We start from the raw sequence: 19,723 nt of genomic DNA on the forward strand, positions 1-19,723 counted from the left end.
CAGCGTGCTGCACCCGCCGGAGTACCATTAACAGTCCCCATAAAATGTGTTGATTCCTCTTCAAACTCCCACTCTAATTCTGGCGGACAATTCTGCTCTTCCACAAAAACTTTTCTCCGTATCGCGAAAACTTTGTCAAGTTCCTCTGGGTTGGATACCTCTTTAACAAGGATGTTATTCTCATTCATCTATTAGGTATTTTTCTATTCTGACAAATTGAAATTGTATGCTGATCAATTACGTTAAAAAAAAATCCAACCCGAAGGTTGGATCTGTTTCTAATTGTTACAGTTTATCATTTGCATTAATGCAATTCAGGTCTTCATAAGCCTGAGTCAGTCGTTTTACAAAGGTTTCCTCTCCCTTACGAAGCCAAACACGTGGATCGTAGTATTTTTTATTTGGTGAATCATCCCCATCCGGGTTTCCGATCTGGCTTTGAAGGTAAGCTTCTTTCGATTGATAGTAATCTTTTATACCTTCCCAAAACGCCCATTGCATATCCGTATCAATGTTCATTTTGATCGCCCCGTATGATATCGCTTCGCGTATTTCCTCTTTCGAAGAACCAGACCCTCCGTGAAACACGAAATTGACCGGCTTTTCCTCTTTTCTATTAAACTCTTGCCGCACAAAATCCTGGGAATTTTTAAGGATAACCGGTTGTAATTTCACGTTACCGGGTTTGTATACACCATGGACATTCCCAAAAGCCGCAGCCACAGTGAACTTATCACTTACTGTACTTAAAACTTTATATGCATAAGCGACTTCTGATGGTTGAGTATACAGTTTAGAACTGTCAACGTCAGTATTATCGACACCATCTTCCTCACCGCCTGTTACACCAAGCTCAATTTCAAGGGTCATACCCATGACTTTCATCCGCTCCAGATATTTCTTGCTGATTTCTATATTCTCCTCTATAGGTTCCTCAGAAAGATCCAGCATATGTGACGAAAACAAAGGCTTACCGTGCTGTGCAAAGAATTTCTCTCCATGTTCAAGTAAGCCGTCGATCCATGGAAGTAGTTTTTTAGCTGCGTGGTCTGTGTGAAGAATAACTGCAACACCATATTGCTCAGCTAAAAGATGAACGTGGTGCGCTGCCGAAACTGCTCCAAGTATAAACGCTTGCATCGTATCATTATTCAGGGATTTGCCTGCGTAAAATTGGGCTCCGCCGTTTGACAATTGTATAATTACCGGAGAATTGACAGCTTTAGCTGTTTCCATCACGGCATTTATTGAATTTGTTCCAATGACATTTACTGCCGGAAGAGCAAACTGGTGTTTCTTTGCAGCTTCAAATAATTCCTGGACTGCATCGCCATGAAGTACTCCTTTTAATTGCTTTAATTCCATTCGATTTGATAATATTAAGATTCGAAATTAGGAAATTTCAGTTCAAGATCAAGTAAATTTCTACGAGATTTCCAATGTTTATCTTAACATTTCATTCAATAGTATTGTGTGACCTTCATTTCTTAAAATTTTTGTTTCTTTGTATGTTATACAGATATCCAAATGGCCTGGTTCAAGAGAGAAAAAAAAGGGATAATTACTTCTACCGAAGAAAAAAAAGAAACACCTGATGGGATGTGGAACAAGTGTCCATCGTGTAAAAAACCATTGCATTACGCAGAACAGGTTGAAAATAAATATGTATGTCATTATTGCGGATATCATCTCAGAATAGGATCTAAAGAATATTTCGAAATTTTATTCGATAATAATCAATTCACTGAGCTGTTTGCAAATATCCGCTCAGGCGATCCGCTTGACTTTACCGACACCAAAAAATATACAGAACGACTTGAAGAAAGCTATATAAAAACGGGATTAAATGATGCAATTCGTTCGGCTACAGGAAAATTAGGCGAACAGGATCTGGTTATAGCGTGTATGGATTTCAATTTTATTGGTGGATCGATGGGTTCAGTTGTAGGAGAAAAAATTGCTCGTTCTATCGATTACAGTATAGCGAACAAAATTCCCTTTATGATGATTTCTAAATCGGGTGGGGCACGGATGATGGAAGCTGCTTTCTCGCTTATGCAAATGGCTAAGACGTCAGCTAAGCTGGCGCTTTTAAGCCAGGCAAAGTTGCCTTATATTTCCTTACTCACAGATCCTACGACTGGTGGTGTTACAGCTTCTTATGCAATGCTCGGTGATATTAATATTTCGGAGCCGGGCGCTCTTATTGGCTTTGCCGGGCCGCGTGTTATTAAAGAAACAATCAAAAGAGATCTGCCGAAAGGCTTTCAAACTTCCGAGTTCGTTCTTGAACATGGATTTCTTGACTTCATTGTAGACAGGAGACAAATGAAAGCAAAATTAGCGTCGTTTCTGAGAATGATAAAATAAAGCGCCGTTAAGGCGCTTATATTGTTCAGTAAATCGCGGTTTTTACGAGGAAAGCTCGTCATACGCTGCAGTAAGGCTTCTTTCTATACCTTGCCCTTTGAAATCTTCAGCACCTGGGATGACCGTTGCCTTTAAGATCTCTTCTTTTTGTTTTCCAGCTTTTTTTGCGTTCCCAACAAACAGAAGAAGCTTTTCAAGATAATTCTGCATCGCTTTAATGTCCTCTTTGTTTCCGGTTAACTTTTCAGGGTCAAGAGAATGGCCGAAAATAAAAAGTGTGTCGGAATCAAAAGTGGAAAGAGTTTTATCGAGTACCTGAATCCAGCTTCTTATATTAGCACCAGCCGCCCGATCTATGAACGGGAACCTTCGGTTAAACATCAAATCGCCCATATGAGCGATATTTGCATCTTCAAAGTGAATAATTGCATCTCCATTGGTATGTCCTGCACCAAAATACTGTGCGTGAATGGCTTCGGAACCAACCTTTGTTTTCCACCGATCATTAAATACGGTATCGGCGAATAGCTGCTTTTCTTCGCTTTTCTGTGCCAATGCAGTTGCACGGTGATTAATTAAACAATTAGCATGGGCAATAACATGGTCTGAAATACCTTTGAACGCAATATTCCCACCGGTATGATCTCCATGATGATGTGTGTTTATCAGATATCGGAAAGGTTTGCCCGACTTCTTCTTTAATTCTTCGATCACATGGGCAGCGGTATCAGCAAACTGTGAGTCAACAACCACAATGCCCTCTTTATTTACCATCCACCCAATTGTACCACCCCGCTCTGTAAACATCCCTACATCTTTCCGAAGCAAGGTCATTTTGTACGGACTTTGTAACATCGAGGCAATTCCCTGATTCTGTAAAAGGGCCATCATGCCCAGTGACATCCCCGCGCCTTTAATAAATGATCTCCGTTTCATACTATTGTTTTTCCTAGATTAATTTTTTAGATTTAAAATAAAAATCCCGCTTTCGCGGGATTCAACTTATAATGTTCCGGGTTCATGGTTATACCCTATTGAATGATGATTAACTCTTCCGTGGGAATGGTTACTAAAACTAAAACCACGAGTCAGGTGAAGATTTTGATGTTTCTGTCTGGGCTTTTCTGTTAATTCATCTTTAGAATTGGTTTCATCTTTAGCCCGGGAAATGGTTTTTGTTTTCATAACAACCTCCTTATAATTTATTATAATGAAGATACGAAAAAAACCAAAAAAAACAACAATTTATACTGTACCTGGCTCGTGATCAGGTCCCAGAGAACTGGTAGTCCTTCCATGCGGTCTGGAGCTAAAATCAGCTTTATCCAAGTCTACAGGAGTAGTGGATCCTTCGGCGTCTGTAGTTTTAACAATCGGTTTTTTATTTTGGGCGGATTTCTCGTTTTGGGCCCTTTTGTCTTTTTCTGACTGGCTTTCTTTGTTCGTTTCCATAATAGCTTAATTAGTCTACTATAAAAAGGAAGTGAAGGCTTTTTTGTTTCGAAAAAGTGAAATAATTGAAACCTTATTGTTTAAACTTTACAGATTTCCTTGACTTTAGCGACCACATAATCTATTTCTTCCTTCGTGTTGTATTTACTGAAAGAGAATCTGACTGCAGGACGTGTCGGATCTGCTTGAATCGCGTCAAGCACGTGCGAGCCTATGTTGGTACCTGAACTGCATGCGCTACCGCCGGAAGCGGAAATACCTGCGATATCCAAACTAAAAAGAAGCATTTCGGCCATATCCATGGCAGGAAAGGACACGTTCAACACCGTATACAAACTTTTTTCTGGATTAATCTCACCATTGAAAGCAATTCCAGGTATATTTTCCCGCAGCTGAGCTATCGTATACGATTTCAAGTCCTGAATATATTGCTGGTGGTGGTCCATTTCAGAATAAGCAATTTCCAAAGCCTTTGCCAAGCCTACAATACCATAAACATTTTCAGTTCCACCCCTCATATTGCGTTCCTGAGAACCGCCGAATAATATGGGATTTATCTTGATTTTATGATTGATATATAGAAACCCTACTCCTTTTGGTCCGTGTACCTTATGGGCGGCGCATACCATGAAATGCACCTTCAATTTGGTGAGATCGTGCGGGTAGTGCCCCATAGTCTGCACAGTATCACAATGAAAAATGGCATCGTATTGTTCACAGATTTCCCCGATCGCTGCAATGTCCGTAATGGTTCCTAATTCATTATTTGCATGCATTAGTGATACAAAGCTCCTATCCTCTGATTTCAAAAGCTCTTCCAGGTGCCCGGTGTCTACATTCCCCTTATGATCAATGTTGACATAACTCAGTTTAATTAACCCTGTTTTTTCAAGAGACTGAAGCGTATGAACAACAGCGTGGTGCTCAATCCTGGACGTTATCGCATGTTTTATATTGTGATCTAGAATTCCCGAGCGAATAGCCATATTATCGGCTTCAGTACCACCGGAGGTAAAGAAAAATTCTGCCGGTGAAGCATGAAGTAAGCCAGCAACGGATTTCCGTGCCTTTTCTATGATCGTACGAACTTCCCTCCCATGTGCATGAATGGACGATGGATTCCCGTATTGAGTTTCCATGACCTCGTACATCGCCTGCAATACCGCCTTATCTACCGGAGTTGTGGCAGCATTATCTAAGTATACCCTCATCACTCTCAATTTAAACGAAGGATTTCCTGTATATCAGAAATGATCTTCTGGGCAAGGTTATTTGCAGCTGTTTCCGAACTTCCTTCAGAGTAGATTCTTATGATGGGTTCAGTATTTGAACGTCTTAAATGTACCCACTGCTTATCAAATTCTATTTTCAATCCATCAATTGTACTGAACGGATGGTCTTTGTAACGTTTTTCAACCTCAAGCAACAGTGCATCTATATCCATGTCCGGAGTCAAAGTGATTTTGTTTTTTGAGATAAAATAAGCTGGATAACTGGCTCGGAGTACAGATACTGTTTTTCCGGTTTTTGCCAAATGGGTTAGGAATAAGGCTATTCCCACTAAAGCATCTCTGCCATAATGTGACTCAGGATAAATAATGCCTCCATTGCCCTCACCACCAATTACAGCATTCGTTTCCTTCATTTTATTAACCACGTTCACCTCTCCTACCGCTGCAGCATTGTAAACTCCATTATTGCTTTCCGTAACGTCTCTCAGAGCACGGGTGGATGAAAGATTTGACACTGTATTTCCAGGGGTATTCTGCAAAACATAATCAGCTACAGCTACCAGCGTATACTCCTCTCCGAACATTGAGCCATCCTCGGAAACAAAACATAAACGATCAACATCAGGATCAACAGCAATACCCAGATCAGCGTTTTTTGAAACTACTTCATTTGAAAGTGCCGTAAGGTTCTCTGGAAGCGGTTCGGGATTGTGTGGAAACTGACCGTCAGGTTCGCAATAAAGCTCGAATATTGTTTCAACTCCGAGCGCACGAAGCAAGGCTGGGACAAATATCCCACCGGAAGAGTTAACACAGTCTATAGCAATCTTAAAGTTCGCTTTTCTGATGAGTTCCACATCGACAAGTGGTAAAGCCAATACTTTAGCGATATGCTTCTGAAGATAGGTTTCATCATATCTAACTTTACCTAAGGAATTGACATCAGCATACTCAAATCCGGGTTCCTCAGCCATAGACAATACAAGCTGACCATCAGCATCTGTTATAAACTCGCCCTTATCGTTCAATAATTTTAATGCATTCCATTGTTTAGGATTATGGCTGGCAGTTAAGATAATTCCACCTCCAGCATTTTCATCGGGCACCGCAATTTCAACTGTCGGTGTTGTTGATAGTCCGATATCAACCACGTCGATTCCTATGCTCTGGAGAGTGCCAACCACAAGATTGCGCACCATTTCTCCTGATATCCGGGCGTCTCTCCCTATAACGATTTTATTTTTCCCAGTTTTCTGAATCACCCAACGCCCATAGGCTGCGGTGAATTTTACGATATCTGGTGGCGTTAAACCTTCACCTGCTATACCTCCTATGGTACCTCTGATTCCTGAAATTGATTTGATTAAAGTCACGGTCAATAATATGAACGTCAAAAATAACAATTACATTCTATACCCATACTGTAAAACACTAAATGTCTATATTTGCCATCAAGTCCAGATATCTTATATGCCTAAAAAGTGGTTTCAAAACTGGTTTAACTCACCGTATTATCATATCCTATATCAACAGAGGAATGACGAAGAAGCTGAATTTTTTATCGACAATCTTTGCGCATACTTAAAACCAGGTTCCAGCTCGCGGTTGTTGGATATCGCCTGTGGCCGTGGCAGGCATGCTGTTTATCTTAACAAGAAAGGTTACGATGTAACAGGAATTGACCTGTCATTTTCCAGTATCCGGTTTGCCCAGCAGTTCGAAAATGAAAAATTGCATTTCTTCGTCCATGACATGAGATACTTATTTTACATTAATTACTTCGATATCGCATTCAACCTTTTCACAAGTTTTGGCTATTTCGAAACTGAAAAAGATCACATCAATGCCTTAAAAACATTTAGGAAATCGCTTAAGAAAGGCGGCATTTTGGTATTAGATTATTTTAACAGTGAGAAGATAATGCGCAACCTTACTCAACAGGAAGTCAAACGGGCGGACGGCATTGATTTTTACATCAGCAAAAAAGTAGCCGGTGGGAAAATAATCAAGAGTATTTCATTTGAACACAAGAATAAAGATTTTTCATTTAAGGAAGAAGTAAAAGCGTTTACATTCGCCGACTTTGAAAATATGTTTGAAAAAAGCGGATTCAAAATCTTAAATTATTTCGGCGATCATTCTTTAAACAACTTTGAGCCTACACGTTCTGATCGCCTAATTTTTATATGCAGTAAAGCCGATGCTTGAACAGATTAATCAGCTCGATCAGGAAATATTCTTTTTCATAAACAAAGGCCTTTCCAATGCATTTTTTGATTGGCTGATGCCGCTATTAAGAAACAGGTATTTCTGGATCCCTCTTTATCTCTTTATGGTCGTATTCTGTATCAGAAATTTCGAACGAAGAGGATGGCTAATACTGGTTTTTATGGGCCTTAGCTTTGGTGTTGCTGACTATTTCTCCGCATCCGTTCTTAAGCCTTCCTTTGAGCGTCTCAGGCCTTGCAACGATCCCAGAATAAAAGGGGAAATTAACAACCTTGTACCTTGCGGGACCGGCTACAGCCTTCCTTCATCGCATGCAACAAACCATTTTGCCCTCGCAGTCTTTTTAATAACTATTTTCTATACCAAATGGAAACCGATACTTCCTTTAGCTTTGCTTTGGGCTTTCTCCATTAGCTTTGCCCAGGTGTACGTCGGCGTTCATTATCCCTTTGATGTTACTTTTGGTGCCTTAATTGGGGGTATCCTAGGCTTCGTTGTAGGCGCTCTTCTACTTCAACTCAAAATTTTTAAAGGATGGAATACTGGGAATTAATATTGTTATTCTGCAGTGCTTTTTTCGGTGGGCTGAGTGTATTCCTTTTTAAAAGCACCAACACAAACCGCCTAAAACTCGTACTATCCTTTAGCGGAGCTTATCTTTTCGCCATCACAGTCCTGCATCTGATGCCAGACGTTTACAGTTCCGGCGACCACAACATTGGGCTGTTCATCCTGGGCGGATTCCTGCTCCAAATTCTGATGGAACAGTTTTCAGAAGGTATTGAACATGGGCATATCCACATACATGATCATGGCCACTATGCGTTTCCAATTGGGATTATGATCAGTTTATGTCTCCATGCATTTCTGGAAGGTATGCCATTGGCTAAAGGACAGCACACGGAGTTGGTGTACGGAATAGCGCTGCACCATATACCTGCTGCATTTGCACTGGGAAGTGTGCTGTTACATGCCCATCAATCCAAAGTTAAGACCATCGTGCTGCTCGGCATATTTGCTTTAATGAGTCCGATTGGCTATTTATTAAGTGTTAGAATCGGCGAAGGGACTTTCGGAAATATCGAAGCTTATTTCGACAGTATTATGGGACTTGTCATTGGAATATTTCTTCATATTTCAACAACAATTCTCTTCGAATCAAGCGTTGATCATAAGTTTAATCTAAAAAAGTTTGTGGCGGTTTTATTGGGAGTGGGGATTGCGTTGGTTGGGTATTTTCTACATTGAGTTCAACTCCCTACCCCCGCATTTTATCAAGCAGCCTACTCAACATCCCCGCCTCTTCATCAGTAATATTATCCCACAAAATATCCTTCGACGACATCTCTTTGTCTAATTTCTGAAGTATTTTGAGGCCTTCCGGACTTATCCGGATATCTACTGCACGTCTATCCTGGTCGTTTACACACCGGTCCACCAATTTCTTTTGAACCAGGCGCTCTACAATTCTTGATGCGTCCGACATCTTGTCAAGCATCCGTTCTTTTAGAAGATTAATCGTTGCGGGTTTAGGGCTTTGACCTCTTAAAATTCTTAAAATATTATATTGTTGTAGGGTTATTTTGTGCTTATTAAGGCGCTGTTTGAGCAAATTTGTTATCCATCCGTAAGTATAGATCAAATTTACGATGGCCTTTTGATGATTATTTTCAAACTTACTGCTAACAATTTCTTTTTCTATTTCCATACCTGAATGGTCATTTTTGCTTTGACTGTGTTACCTTTTCCTGTCCGTATGCCCATGGGCAGTGCCGGCATTTATTCTTACAGCAATATCCTCTTTTTAGATGATATTTTTCTGTAAAAACCATATTCCCATTCTCATCAAGATAATAATCAATATGTTCGGTTAACATGCGTTCAACAATTTCACTGGTATTTGGTCTATAAAATGCTCCCTCAAATATTTCCCGTTGCCGTGGAGGGTCCACACCTCTTTCGGTTTTACTTGATCCATCATGGCAAGGATATCATTCCAATCTACATGGTCAGAAATCAAAAGCTGCACTCCATTGTTTACCTGTAATCTCTTCCACCCTGAAGCAAAAGCCCTCACTACATTTTTTGCTCTAATATAACTATCAAACGTGAGAGGAGGTACAATATATACGAGATTCTGCCCCGCTTGCTTCATCGACTTGCGGGTATACAGCTCATACTGGCCCGGTGAATAACCAAACGATTCATAAATCTTATTTAAAGGCAATATAGAGTGATGGACTAGTACAGATCGTTGAGGACAATGAGCGTTTATCAAACTGATTAACCTTTGCGCCTTTCCAAGAGAATATGAACCGAGAAGTACATTGTGGTCAAACTCATTCAGCTTACAGATCTCTTCAGCCGCATCGGGATGCTGCACGGCCGGATCGGCAAATGTGGATTCTGTAATGAGCACATCTGCTTTAACAAATTCAATAGGCTCACAAGTTGGATCTTCCTGGAGTTTATAATCACCCGTGTACAGATATCTTATTCCTTCATACTCCATAAGTATTTGGGCAGAACCTATAATATGCCCGGCCGCATAAAACGTGACTTTAATTCCGTTCAGGGCAAAAGAAGAATGAAAATTTTTAACCTGGAAATTCTTACCAGCATTTTTTTGATAACGATGGACCATAATCGACTGCGTTGGTGCAGTACAATAAATTGTATCATTACCTTTTACCGCATGATCGCCGTGAGCATGCGAAATAATTGCTGTTAACACAGGCTTAAGGGGATCAAGATAAAAATCACCAGTCCTGCAATACAAACCATTCTCATTTATTATGAGGAAATCATCAATGATCATGAGAAATGCTTATAAAATACTTATGCAGGTCCAGAATTTGGGGAATTAGCAGAGTTTGTTCAGCATTGATAATGATATGATCAGCAAGTTTTTCCTTTTTCTCATCAGAATATTGCCTCTTCATCCGCAACTTTACTTCCTCCGCTGTGGTTTGATCCCTATCAACAATCCTATCAATTTTGAGGGCTTCGGGAGATTTTACCAGTACAGACCGGTCACACATTTTAAAAGAATCACTTTCAAACAAAAGCGCAGCTTCTTTCAAGACATATAAGGCGCCTTGCTGTGCTTTAGCCCAGACTTCAAAAGCTCTAAAAACAGCCGGATGAACTATCGCATTGAGTTTAGCAAGTTGTACATTGTCATTAAATACAATTGCGGAAATATGCTTCCTGTTAAGCTCACCTGAGGGCAAATACGACTCTCTGCCAAAACTCCTCTTAATCTCATCCCGTAACAGAGGATCTTCGTGCATGATCAATTTTGCGGCTTTATCGGCATAAAAAACTGGAATGCCTAACACTTCAAAAACCTTACAGACCGTTGTCTTTCCGCTTCCTATACCTCCGGTAATTCCAACTTTTAACATTATTTCTGAATAATAAAGTCAACGGCCTGGGGTTCAATCCTAACCAGTTTACAAAAATCAGGAAAGCGTGTAAGCATAACAGGTAGCTGCTTATAAGATTTAATTGTCCAGTTATCGAGGTCAACGGAAGCTTCAAAATAATCGCGATCGATCCGGGAATAATTTCCAATGGCAGTCATGAAAGTAATTTTTACTTTTTCAGGTAAGAAGTTGATGTCCCTGTAATTCTTGTTATTCAAGACCGTAATTGGGACCTCAATGGTCTTTTCAGTAAACTCCTCTACAGGCAACTTTACTTCGGTGTACGATGGGTAGATATTTATATTCGCCAAAGAAGGGCGTTTAAACGGAATCCTGGTGTTGATGATGCCACTGACATTTTCAGCGCTAAGGGTATCAGTCTTCCAGCTCTGAATTTTGGCGAGATCAGCCTTTGGGCCGGTTATAGTTACATAAGCGGGATTTAATATCACTGAATCTGAGATACCATACTGCTTCTCAAATTGCAGGTTGCTCACCAATTCAACCGGCACCTTCTTTATAGCCCGGGATGAGAAATCGAAATATAAGGTATCAGGCTGCACATAAATTATTTTTTGTGTTGAGCTGAATTGCTGATTGATATATCCCAGCTGATCTGACAAATTAACAAAGGTTTGCTTTTTTAAATCCTTTAAATCAATATTTATAGACTGGGGGCTGATGCGCAATTTAGAAAAAAGAAGCTGCCATCCGGTACCTTCGATTTGCAGCTTAACCGTATCAGACTGAAGGGAATGAAAAGCCTTGTTTTGAGGAAAATTAACAAATCTTACGACTGTACTTGCCTGATAAACATAGCTATTAGATAAGGCAAAAAACAGCCATGCTCCTAATGCAAATGCCAGGCACATGAAAAATACAGAGATTCGACGACGTTCGGCCTGGCTGAATTTTATAAATGGCATATCGTAATCATATCAGCAAAAATAATCAAATAAAAACGCCGCCTCAATTGAAGCGGCGTAAGGCAGTTCTGGCAATAAAGGCTATTTCGTAGCCGGTGTATTAAGTGCTTTTGATGCTTCAAGAGAAATTGATGATTTCTCAAACCGAATCTTTGTTCCACTATCTACATCCACAAGAAAAGTAGTGTCGTTCATGTCCACTATCTTACCATGTATGCCCGAGGTGGTAATAACCTTATCCCCTTTTTTCAATTCCTCAACATATTTCTTGTGGTCTTTTGCTTTTTTCATCTGCGGCCTTATCATAAAAAAGTAGAAAACTACTATGATAAGAAGCATTGGTATAAAATTCTGTATCTGTTCCATTTTGTTTTATTATTTGCTTGCAGTAGCAGCGCCAACTACATTCCCGAGTATATTCAATTGAGTAATTTCAGGAACAGTATTTGCCGTAATTGTGACAATTTTATTCTGCATTCCTGGTTTGCCAGTGCTGTCAAAAACTACTTTAATAACACCTTCGGCACCTGGCGCAATTGGTTCCTTAGGGTAGTCAGGTACCGTACATCCACAAGTAGCAGTCGCGCTGGTAATAATAAGCGGGCTATTGCCAATATTTGTGAATTTAAAGTCGTGAGATACTTTTTCACCATCGGTAATTTGTCCAAAATCAAAAGATTCGGATACAAATTTAAAAGCTGGCGCATCAGCTGAAGCCGTTTCTAATGTAGACGACACCGTTTCTACTGATGTTGATTCTGATTGTTTCGGTTCCTGATTGCCGCATGAAGCTAAGATTGCAGCGCATGCTAGTGATAAGATGATTTTTTTCATGTTTTTTTATTCTATTAATCCTCTGCCAGTCTTCCGGACTTTACCAGTTGCTTTAAGATCGGCTAAAATTTTATCTAAAATACCGTTTATAAACGAATTACTTTTAGGAGTACTAAATTCTTTCGCTATTTCTATATATTCATTCATGGTCACTTTTACCGGGATTGAAGAAAAATGCACCAGTTCTACGATAGCCATACGCATCAGTAGAGTATCCATAACCGCAATCCTTTCGGCTTCCCAATTTTTTGTCTTTTGCGAGATCATTTCCTGATACTCATGTTCAAAGGCAATTACTTTGTTAAACAGATCTATTATAAAAGGCCTGTCCTCGTCCCAGTTCGGACAAATCTGAGCAAGATGGTTTTCTTCAGGTTCAACACTTGAAAAGTTCTTAAACGTTTTGGCCACCAATGCTTGTAACACCTCTTTATCAACCGGCCAGTTAATAAATTTTTCTTCAAACACTTGTTCTATTCCTGGCGACTTAAGTATTAGTTTTTTGAATATAAACTTAACAATATCCTTATCGGATTTGATGGTATGATCCGTTTGATCAAGGAAACCTTTGTATTCGGCAGAAGTCTTCAAGGTACTAAAAATTGACTTCGCGATCTCGGGATCAAAATCCCATGAAATCTTGTATTTTTTTACTGCAGTGATATACTCCTGGTTTTGTTGCAATGCTGCTATAAACAAATTGCCTCTCAGTTTGTCGCTGGCATTAAGATCATCTTCTGATGGAAGATGTTTACTGGCGCGTCCTTCTACATCGATAACACTGTAATCTGCTACTTCGACGAGCAGAGAAAGCAGCCAAACGTACATCTCATAAACCCTGTCGACGTTTTGAAGCAAAGCTTTCTCAAACGGCCGCATGTCCCTGGATTCGGATTGCTGATAGGAATATAATACCTGTAACACTTTCACCCTCAGGTGCCTTCGATTTAACATGTATAAGAACGATTTATTGTTATAAAGCCTGATTACCAGGCCGCTTTTATTTTTCTAATATCTTCGATTCGCTTTTCGGCAATCTTGTTTGCCGCTTCGTTTGTCGGGATATTTTCTTCTTTAGATTTTCTTAAAACTCTTCGGGTGGCTTCGTAAATATTTTCCGCCATTTGCAGAGTTTTCTTTTTATTAAAACCAGCTATTTCAGAGTAGCAATTAATTAGTCCCCCAGCATTGATCAAATAGTCAGGTGCATATAAAATACCTTTATCAAGGAGCATCCTTCCGTGGACCTCCTCGTCTGCCAACTGGTTATTAGCTGAGCCAGCTATTATTGAACATTTCAACCGATTGATAGTTTCGGTATTAACTGTCGCTCCCAATGCACAAGGCGAATAAATATCAATATCCAGGTCGAATAAGCTATTGGTTGAAATCGCTTCAGCACCATACTTCTGAGCTACCTGCCCCAAACGTTCCTCATTTATGTCACTAACGTAAACCTTGGCATTTTCATTCCGGAGCAGGCCAACCAGGATTTCTCCAACTTGTCCAATACCCTGAACCGCAATTGACTTCCCAGCGAGGCTGTCATTACCAAAAAATTCCTTTACAGAGGCTTTAATACCCATATAAACGCCACGGGCTGTTACAGGTGAAGGATCACCGCTGCCGCCGATGGATTCCGGAATACCCGTCACATACTTGGTTTCCATTCGGATGTATTCCATATCACGCGGACTGGTACCCACATCCTCTGCTGTAATGAAAGAGCCGTTAAGGTTTTCAATAAAACGCCCAAACCGTCTCATAAGAGCTTCACTCTTATGCAGACGGCTGTCTCCTATAATAACTGCCTTTCCCCCGCCAAGGTTCAAACCCGTTATTGCTGCTTTATAAGTCATGCTTCGCGACAAGCGCAGCACATCATTCAATGCTTCTGTTTCAGTTTTGTAAGCAAACATTCGCGTACCTCCAAGCGCAGGGCCAAGTGTGGTATCATGAATTGCAATAATAGCTTTTAGTCCGGTATCCGGATCACTACAATAAACCACCTTCTGATGGCCTGATTTTTCAAGCTTACTAAAAACGGATTGTTCATCAAACTGAGATAATACCATATTTTACTACCGGGCTTTACCTCACAAAAGTAGTAAAAATTCCCTATCATGATGAATAACATAACAGTCTTATATGCTGATGCCCAATAATGATACAATACCCGCGGCACGAAATAGAAAATATCACACGCCTGAATAGAAATGACAAATTCTATCTATTTTTGACACACATAAACCTCATGAAAGAACTCGCCTACCTTAATAAGTTTTTTTATAAATATCGATGGAGATTTATTCCCGGGGTTTTATTCGTCATCATATCTAACATTTTCGGTGTACTACCTGCCCAGGTTATCCAGATTTCATTTGATCTTGTAAACGAAAACATCGCTGTTTACAGACTTTTTAATGGGTTTGAACGACAAGATGTAGTAAACGAGATATTCGGACACACATTAATGCTTTTCGGGCTTATCGTTTTCATTCTGGCCCTTCTCAGGGGCGTCTTTCTCTTTTTTATGCGGCAAACCATCATTCTGATGTCGAGGCACATTGAATATGACCTGAAGAATGAAATATATAATCATTACCAGCAATTGTCAATGGCGTTCTATCGCCGTAATAATACCGGCGACTTAATGAACAGGGTTACAGAAGATGTTAGCCGCGTGCGAATGTACCTTGGTCCCGCCATTATGTATACCATCAACACTATTGTGTTATTTATTATGATAGTGGCATTTATGTTCAGCGTAAATGCAAGGCTGGCTTTGTTTTCATTACTTCCATTACCTCTTCTTGCTATCACTATATACTATGTAAATACGATGATTAACCATCGGAGCGAGAAAATACAAGAGCAGCTTTCTGAACTGTCCAATTTCGTTCAGGAAACCTTCTCAGGTATACGGGTCATAAAAGCCTATGTGCGGGAAGCTGATGTTCGGAATAGATTTGATGCAGAAAGCGAGCACTACAAAACACAATCGATGGCTCTGGTGCAAGTGCAGGCCTTATTTTTTCCCATCATATTGTTGCTGGTAGGGTTGAGTACAATTATTACGGTTTATGTGGGCGGCAAAGAAGTAATGAGGGGAACAATCAGCGCCGGAAATATCGCTGAATTTATAGTGTATGTTACCCAGCTTACGTTTCCGGTAATGTCTTTAGGTTGGGTGACTTCGCTGATCCAGCGTGCTGCGGCTTCGCAAAAAAGAATTAATGAGTTTTTGCACACACCACCGGAAATAGTTTCAAACAAAACTGAAGCTAGCAGCCTGAAGGGGCATATAGAGTTTAGGAACGTTAGTTTCACCTACCCGGATACAGGCATCGTGGCTCTTAGAAATGTATCGTTTGAAGTCCGGCCCAGCGAATTTCTGGCCATTATCGGACGCACGGGTTCCGGAAAATCCACCATAGCAAACCTTTTGATGCGGATGTATGACGCCGACAGCGGAGAGATCCTGATCGATGGTAAGCATCTTCGGGAAACTGACCTGAACAATTTCCGACAGCAAGTGGGCTTTGTTCCGCAGGAAGTGTTTTTATTTTCCGACAGCATTAAGAACAATATAGCCTTCGGAATTTCTGATCCGGACGATGAAAGTGTTGAAAATGCAGCAAAAAATGCGGCAGTATATCATAATATTAAAGAATTTGAAAAAGGATTTGAAACTCTTATTGGCGAACGCGGGATCACACTCTCCGGGGGCCAAAAACAGAGACTTTCAATAGCCCGTGCTATTATTAAACAACCACAGATTCTGATCTTTGATGATTGCCTGTCAGCGGTTGATACCAGAACCGAGGAACAAATCCTGAATAATTTGGGTAAGGTGATGAAAGGAAAGACCAGCATTTTAATTGCCCATCGCGTTTCAACTATAAAGAACGCGGACAAAATAATGGTAATTGATGATGGTGAGATTATAGAGCAAGGCAGCCACAAGAAACTGTTAGCAAAAAAGGGAATATACTTCGATCTTTACGAAAAACAACTCCTTGAGGAGCAAAGCGCTTGATCCCATTTCAAGTAATGGGCAAAAAGGCTTTGCAAAACTGCATTTAATCCCACACAGGAGAGCCTCAAAAAAATCAATTTGTAACTTTCCGAATATCTATTATATTTACCTCAACATAAAAACATGAAAATGGGAGATTTCGACAACAAAGAAAGAGAAGAGGTTTTTTCAAAAAAGGTAAGAGCGGGTAAACGCACGTATTTTTTCGATGTAAAGGCAACACGCTCTAACGACTATTATGTTACTGTAACAGAAAGTAAAAAACGTTTAGAAGATGGTGTGTTTATCAAACACAAAATCTTCCTTTACAAAGAAGATTTTGAGAAGTTCGCTGAAGGCCTGAAGGAAACCATAGACTACATTAAGGCTAACCAGGAAGTTGTTGAGAAAAGGTATGAATATTCCGAAAATCATACAGAAACTGCAAAAATCGGAGACGACTTCTCGTTCGAAATCTAAAATATAATATAGCGATATTGCAAGCTGTCCGTTTTTATGGATGGCTTTTTTATTTTATAGCTAATAATTAAAATGGTCATGTGGTGATAAATATGGTTAAGCCAGCGACATTTTAAATTAACTCTAATTTTTATTTTGGCTTTCGTAGAATTAGAAATTCAATGTACAGATGAAGAACAAAAACCCTTTAGTATCGCGCAGGCATTTTTTAGTCACTGCCGCAACCGCTGCCATAATAGGGCCAATGATCCTTCGGTCATCAGCGAAAGCCGCAACCCCAGCCGGCAAACTTAATCATGCCTGCATCGGCGTTGGGGGAATGGGATGGGGAGATTTGCAGAATTTTAAAAAACATCCAAATTTGCAGATTGTCGCTATATGCGATGTAGACGAAAATAATTTAAAAAGGGCATCTGAAGCCGTCCCAGGTGCACGCACCTACACTGATTGGCGTGAACTCCTAAAAGTCGAAGGAAATCGAATTGACTCAGTCAATGTAGCCGTACCAGATCATAATCACTTTGCCATTGCCGTACAGGCTATTCGTTCCGGCAAACATGTTTATTGCCAAAAACCTTTGTGCCACGACGTAGCTGAAGTTCGCATTCTTACCAATGAAGCGGTCAAGGCCGGAGTCATTACCCAACTTGGAACCCAGGTTGCATCAAGCATTGGTGATCGTATAGGCGTACAGTGGCTCAAAGAAGGTGTAATCGGCAAAATCAAACACGCATATCTTTGCTCCAACCGCCCGGGTGCAGTTGCCCGATACCGGCTTGAAGGACCACGTCCCGCTCAGGGGCAAGAACCACCATCTACTTTACACTGGGAGAATTGGATTGGTACAGCACCCATGCGGTCTTATGTACCTGAAATCTATCATCCAACAACATGGCGAACATGGCAAGATTTTGGAACAGGATGGTCGGGAGACATAGGCTGCCACATATTCGATGCCGTTTGGAAGGGCCTCGACTTGAAATCTCCAAATTCTGTTGTAGCAGAAGTTCAGAAATCCTGGCAAGACTCGCCTGAGCGCCGGGCGGACACCTGGCCGCAAGGCAACCATATCTCGTGGACGTTCCCGGGAAATAAACACACCGAATCAGACGTACTTCCTGTGGAATGGTTTGATGGGGAATTTTATCCTCCAGAGGAAGTGAGGGCTTTATTCTCAATCGAAGATTATCCTGCTGAATCCGCAATGATAATTGGCACTGAAGGCGCTCTACTTATACCGCATGGCAAAATGCCTAAACTATTGCCCGAAAGCAAATTCAAGGATTTTGAATTTCCGGAACTAAAGGAGCGCAATCATTATCATCACTTTGTAGATGCTTGCCTCGGCGGTGATAAGACCGAATCACATTTCGCTCAGTCTGGCCCAATGACTGAGGCTATATTACTCGGAACAGTCGCAATTCGCGTTCCTGGCCAGGTGCTGGAATGGGATGCTGACAGAATGAAGTTCCCCAATTACCCACAAGCGGAAAAGTTTTTGCGTCGCAAATATCGAAAAGGCTGGGGTGTGAAAGGAATATAGGTTTTATTCTAAATAGCTACGCAATACAGTCGTAAATATTGCTGTCCAAACATTGATTCATTTGTAAGAGTGGAGCATTAATTGAATTTATGCTCCACTCTTTTTTATTATTATTAATTGTATAAATTGCAGTTAATATCTTATGAAACATCCTGAACATTTAGCTCAAATATCGTAATTGAGTATACGTGCTTCCAATATGCAAGATGATATCCTGTAGAGCCCATATGTTAAGAATTTTCAAAGCAAATTAATTTGGAATTATGAGACTTCTCCAAACAGAAATAACACCATTTACCAATAATAACCTGCATATAGAATTTAGAGATCAGGCCTATTTTTTTTCCCCTATTCACGGCCGACCGTGCTACCATTCACATCCGGAGCTAGAGTTAGTATTTATCGTTGAAGGGTATGGCAAAAGAATTATTGGCGATAAAGTCAGTTATTACGAATCAGGCGATATGGTTTTTATCGGCCCTAATGTTCCCCACATTTGGCAAAGCGACCCCGCATTTTATAAAAAAGATTCAACCATGCGTTCCAAAGTAATTGTCATGTATATCAATCCGAAAATCTTTGAACCCATGGTTGCTTTTGCTACCGAGTTTGATGGGGTCAAAGATATGCTACAACATGCAGCTAAAGGAATTAATATTTTCGGTGAGACCAGGAACTCAATATCAGAAAAACTAAAAGGTCTGGCAACAAAATCAGGTTTCGAAAAAGCAATAGGGTTTCTGCAGATCCTGCATATAATATCCATTTCAAAAGATCGAAATTTCATACATGATGAACTTCATCCCCATGGCGGTCAAAATTCTGATAGGCTAATTGATGTGATCAAGTTTATTAAAGAAAATATCGATAAGCCTATTTCGCTAAAAAAAGTTGCAGAAGTTGCATGTATGACCTTGCCATCTTTTTGCCGTTTTTTCAAGAGCAGAACGAAAATGAGATTTACACAATATCTCGCCGATGCACGGATGACCCATGCAAGGAAACTGTTGATCGAATTAGATAAGCCTATTTCTGAAATAGCCTTTTTGTGCGGATACAGTTCCGATTCACATTTTTGCAAAGTATTTAAGCACCATACCAAGCAAAGTCCTTATCAATACAAATGCAGTATCAATGAATCTGCGAATTGACCTATTCTACCCCAATCATTTTATTTAAAAAGCCTCAATCAAATGATCAGTGATTAACGG

General features: G+C 40.3%; 23 protein-coding genes and 1 pseudogene. 8 read left to right on the top strand and 16 right to left on the bottom strand.

What is annotated here, in order from left to right; genetic code table 11:
• Together WBJ10_RS15755 and fbaA are read right to left on the bottom strand one after the other, a co-directional pair.
• Positions 1–188 (bottom strand): annotated as a pseudogene (locus WBJ10_RS15755) (GNAT family N-acetyltransferase); the annotation flags it as partial.
• Between the two features lie 97 nt (positions 189–285).
• Entirely contained in the window at positions 286–1,365 is a 1,080-nt protein-coding gene (gene fbaA / locus WBJ10_RS15760; protein ID WP_424291998.1) for a class II fructose-bisphosphate aldolase, read from the bottom strand.
• A gap of 162 nt (positions 1,366–1,527) precedes the next feature.
• On the opposite strand from fbaA, the gene accD reads away from it, so the two are divergent.
• Positions 1,528–2,370, top strand: coding sequence for an acetyl-CoA carboxylase, carboxyltransferase subunit beta (gene accD / locus WBJ10_RS15765; RefSeq protein WP_424292000.1), 843 nt, complete (start codon positions 1,528–1,530; stop codon positions 2,368–2,370).
• Positions 2,371–2,412: 42 nt separating this feature from the next.
• On the opposite strand, the gene WBJ10_RS15770 is transcribed toward accD, so the two are convergent.
• The 5 genes from WBJ10_RS15770 to glmM form a co-directional block, all read right to left on the bottom strand.
• Entirely contained in the window at positions 2,413–3,306 is an 894-nt protein-coding gene (locus WBJ10_RS15770) for an MBL fold metallo-hydrolase (protein WP_424292002.1), read from the bottom strand.
• 66 nt (positions 3,307–3,372) lie between these two features.
• Positions 3,373–3,555, bottom strand: coding sequence for a hypothetical protein (locus WBJ10_RS15775; RefSeq protein WP_424292004.1), 183 nt, complete (start codon positions 3,553–3,555; stop codon positions 3,373–3,375).
• 60 nt (positions 3,556–3,615) lie between these two features.
• Positions 3,616–3,822, bottom strand: coding sequence for a hypothetical protein (locus WBJ10_RS15780; RefSeq protein WP_424292006.1), 207 nt, complete (start codon positions 3,820–3,822; stop codon positions 3,616–3,618).
• A gap of 80 nt (positions 3,823–3,902) precedes the next feature.
• Positions 3,903–5,033: a cysteine desulfurase family protein gene (locus tag WBJ10_RS15785; protein WP_424292008.1), complete on the bottom strand. Its 1,131-nt coding sequence runs from the start codon at positions 5,031–5,033 to the stop codon at positions 3,903–3,905.
• Positions 5,034–5,038: 5 nt separating this feature from the next.
• On the bottom strand, positions 5,039–6,427 hold the full coding sequence (gene glmM / locus WBJ10_RS15790; protein ID WP_424292010.1) for a phosphoglucosamine mutase: 1,389 nt from the start codon (positions 6,425–6,427) through the stop codon (positions 5,039–5,041).
• Between the two features lie 97 nt (positions 6,428–6,524).
• Between glmM and WBJ10_RS15795 the strand changes: the two genes are divergently transcribed.
• Genes WBJ10_RS15795 through WBJ10_RS15805 form a run of 3 tightly spaced genes read left to right on the top strand, consistent with a single transcriptional unit; the run spans position 6,525 to position 8,531 of the window.
• Positions 6,525–7,262, top strand: coding sequence for an SAM-dependent methyltransferase (locus WBJ10_RS15795; RefSeq protein ID WP_424292012.1), 738 nt, complete (start codon positions 6,525–6,527; stop codon positions 7,260–7,262).
• Entirely contained in the window at positions 7,255–7,836 is a 582-nt protein-coding gene (locus tag WBJ10_RS15800) for a phosphatase PAP2 family protein (protein ID WP_424292014.1), read from the top strand. The genes WBJ10_RS15795 and WBJ10_RS15800 overlap by 8 nt, the downstream gene beginning before the upstream one ends.
• Positions 7,818–8,531 carry a ZIP family metal transporter gene (locus WBJ10_RS15805; RefSeq protein ID WP_424292016.1) on the top strand — a complete coding sequence of 238 codons (714 nt, stop codon included), beginning with the start codon at positions 7,818–7,820 and terminating at the stop codon, positions 8,529–8,531. The genes WBJ10_RS15800 and WBJ10_RS15805 overlap by 19 nt, the downstream gene beginning before the upstream one ends.
• 10 nt (positions 8,532–8,541) lie before the next feature.
• Here WBJ10_RS15805 and WBJ10_RS15810 read toward each other — a convergent pair whose 3' ends face one another.
• The 9 genes from WBJ10_RS15810 to WBJ10_RS15850 form a co-directional block, all read right to left on the bottom strand.
• Positions 8,542–8,991 carry a MarR family winged helix-turn-helix transcriptional regulator gene (locus WBJ10_RS15810; protein WP_424292018.1) on the bottom strand — a complete coding sequence of 150 codons (450 nt, stop codon included), beginning with the start codon at positions 8,989–8,991 and terminating at the stop codon, positions 8,542–8,544.
• A 10-nt stretch (positions 8,992–9,001) separates the two neighbouring features.
• The gene (locus WBJ10_RS15815; RefSeq protein ID WP_424292020.1) at positions 9,002–9,160 is read right to left on the bottom strand and encodes a DUF5522 domain-containing protein; all 159 of its coding nucleotides are present in this window, start codon (positions 9,158–9,160) and stop codon (positions 9,002–9,004) included.
• Positions 9,154–10,101 (bottom strand): exonuclease, encoded by a 948-nt coding sequence (locus WBJ10_RS15820; RefSeq protein ID WP_424292022.1) that lies wholly within the window; start codon positions 10,099–10,101, stop codon positions 9,154–9,156. Before WBJ10_RS15820 ends, WBJ10_RS15815 begins: the two co-directional genes overlap by 7 nt.
• Positions 10,091–10,690 (bottom strand): dephospho-CoA kinase, encoded by a 600-nt coding sequence (gene coaE / locus WBJ10_RS15825; RefSeq protein ID WP_424292024.1) that lies wholly within the window; start codon positions 10,688–10,690, stop codon positions 10,091–10,093. The genes WBJ10_RS15820 and coaE overlap by 11 nt, the downstream gene beginning before the upstream one ends.
• Positions 10,690–11,637 carry a CdaR family protein gene (locus tag WBJ10_RS15830; RefSeq protein WP_424292026.1) on the bottom strand — a complete coding sequence of 316 codons (948 nt, stop codon included), beginning with the start codon at positions 11,635–11,637 and terminating at the stop codon, positions 10,690–10,692. Before WBJ10_RS15830 ends, coaE begins: the two co-directional genes overlap by 1 nt.
• Before the next feature lie 81 nt (positions 11,638–11,718).
• Positions 11,719–12,003 (bottom strand): preprotein translocase subunit YajC, encoded by a 285-nt coding sequence (yajC, locus tag WBJ10_RS15835; RefSeq protein ID WP_424292028.1) that lies wholly within the window; start codon positions 12,001–12,003, stop codon positions 11,719–11,721.
• Between the two features lie 9 nt (positions 12,004–12,012).
• Positions 12,013–12,471, bottom strand: coding sequence for a DUF1573 domain-containing protein (locus WBJ10_RS15840; protein ID WP_424292030.1), 459 nt, complete (start codon positions 12,469–12,471; stop codon positions 12,013–12,015).
• A gap of 6 nt (positions 12,472–12,477) precedes the next feature.
• Positions 12,478–13,425: a transcription antitermination factor NusB gene (gene nusB / locus WBJ10_RS15845; protein ID WP_424292032.1), complete on the bottom strand. Its 948-nt coding sequence runs from the start codon at positions 13,423–13,425 to the stop codon at positions 12,478–12,480.
• A gap of 32 nt (positions 13,426–13,457) precedes the next feature.
• The gene (locus WBJ10_RS15850; RefSeq protein ID WP_424292034.1) at positions 13,458–14,546 is read right to left on the bottom strand and encodes a Glu/Leu/Phe/Val family dehydrogenase; all 1,089 of its coding nucleotides are present in this window, start codon (positions 14,544–14,546) and stop codon (positions 13,458–13,460) included.
• Positions 14,547–14,725: 179 nt separating this feature from the next.
• Here WBJ10_RS15850 and WBJ10_RS15855 point away from each other — a divergent pair, with 179 nt between their 5' ends.
• From WBJ10_RS15855 to WBJ10_RS15870, 4 genes are all read left to right on the top strand, one after another.
• A complete protein-coding gene (locus WBJ10_RS15855) occupies positions 14,726–16,510 on the top strand; it encodes an ABC transporter ATP-binding protein (protein ID WP_424292036.1) in 1,785 nt (594 codons plus the stop codon).
• 129 nt (positions 16,511–16,639) lie between these two features.
• Complete coding sequence (locus WBJ10_RS15860; RefSeq protein WP_424292038.1) at positions 16,640–16,969, top strand: DUF3276 family protein; 330 nt, start codon at positions 16,640–16,642, stop codon at positions 16,967–16,969.
• A 169-nt stretch (positions 16,970–17,138) separates the two neighbouring features.
• Positions 17,139–18,512, top strand: coding sequence for a Gfo/Idh/MocA family protein (locus WBJ10_RS15865; RefSeq protein ID WP_424292040.1), 1,374 nt, complete (start codon positions 17,139–17,141; stop codon positions 18,510–18,512).
• A 263-nt stretch (positions 18,513–18,775) separates the two neighbouring features.
• Positions 18,776–19,663, top strand: coding sequence for a helix-turn-helix domain-containing protein (locus WBJ10_RS15870; protein WP_424292042.1), 888 nt, complete (start codon positions 18,776–18,778; stop codon positions 19,661–19,663).
• The last annotated feature ends 60 nt before the right edge of the window (positions 19,664–19,723 follow it).

This window comes from Daejeonella sp., from assembly GCF_049655485.1.
Lineage (GTDB): Bacteria > Bacteroidota > Bacteroidia > Sphingobacteriales > Sphingobacteriaceae > Daejeonella.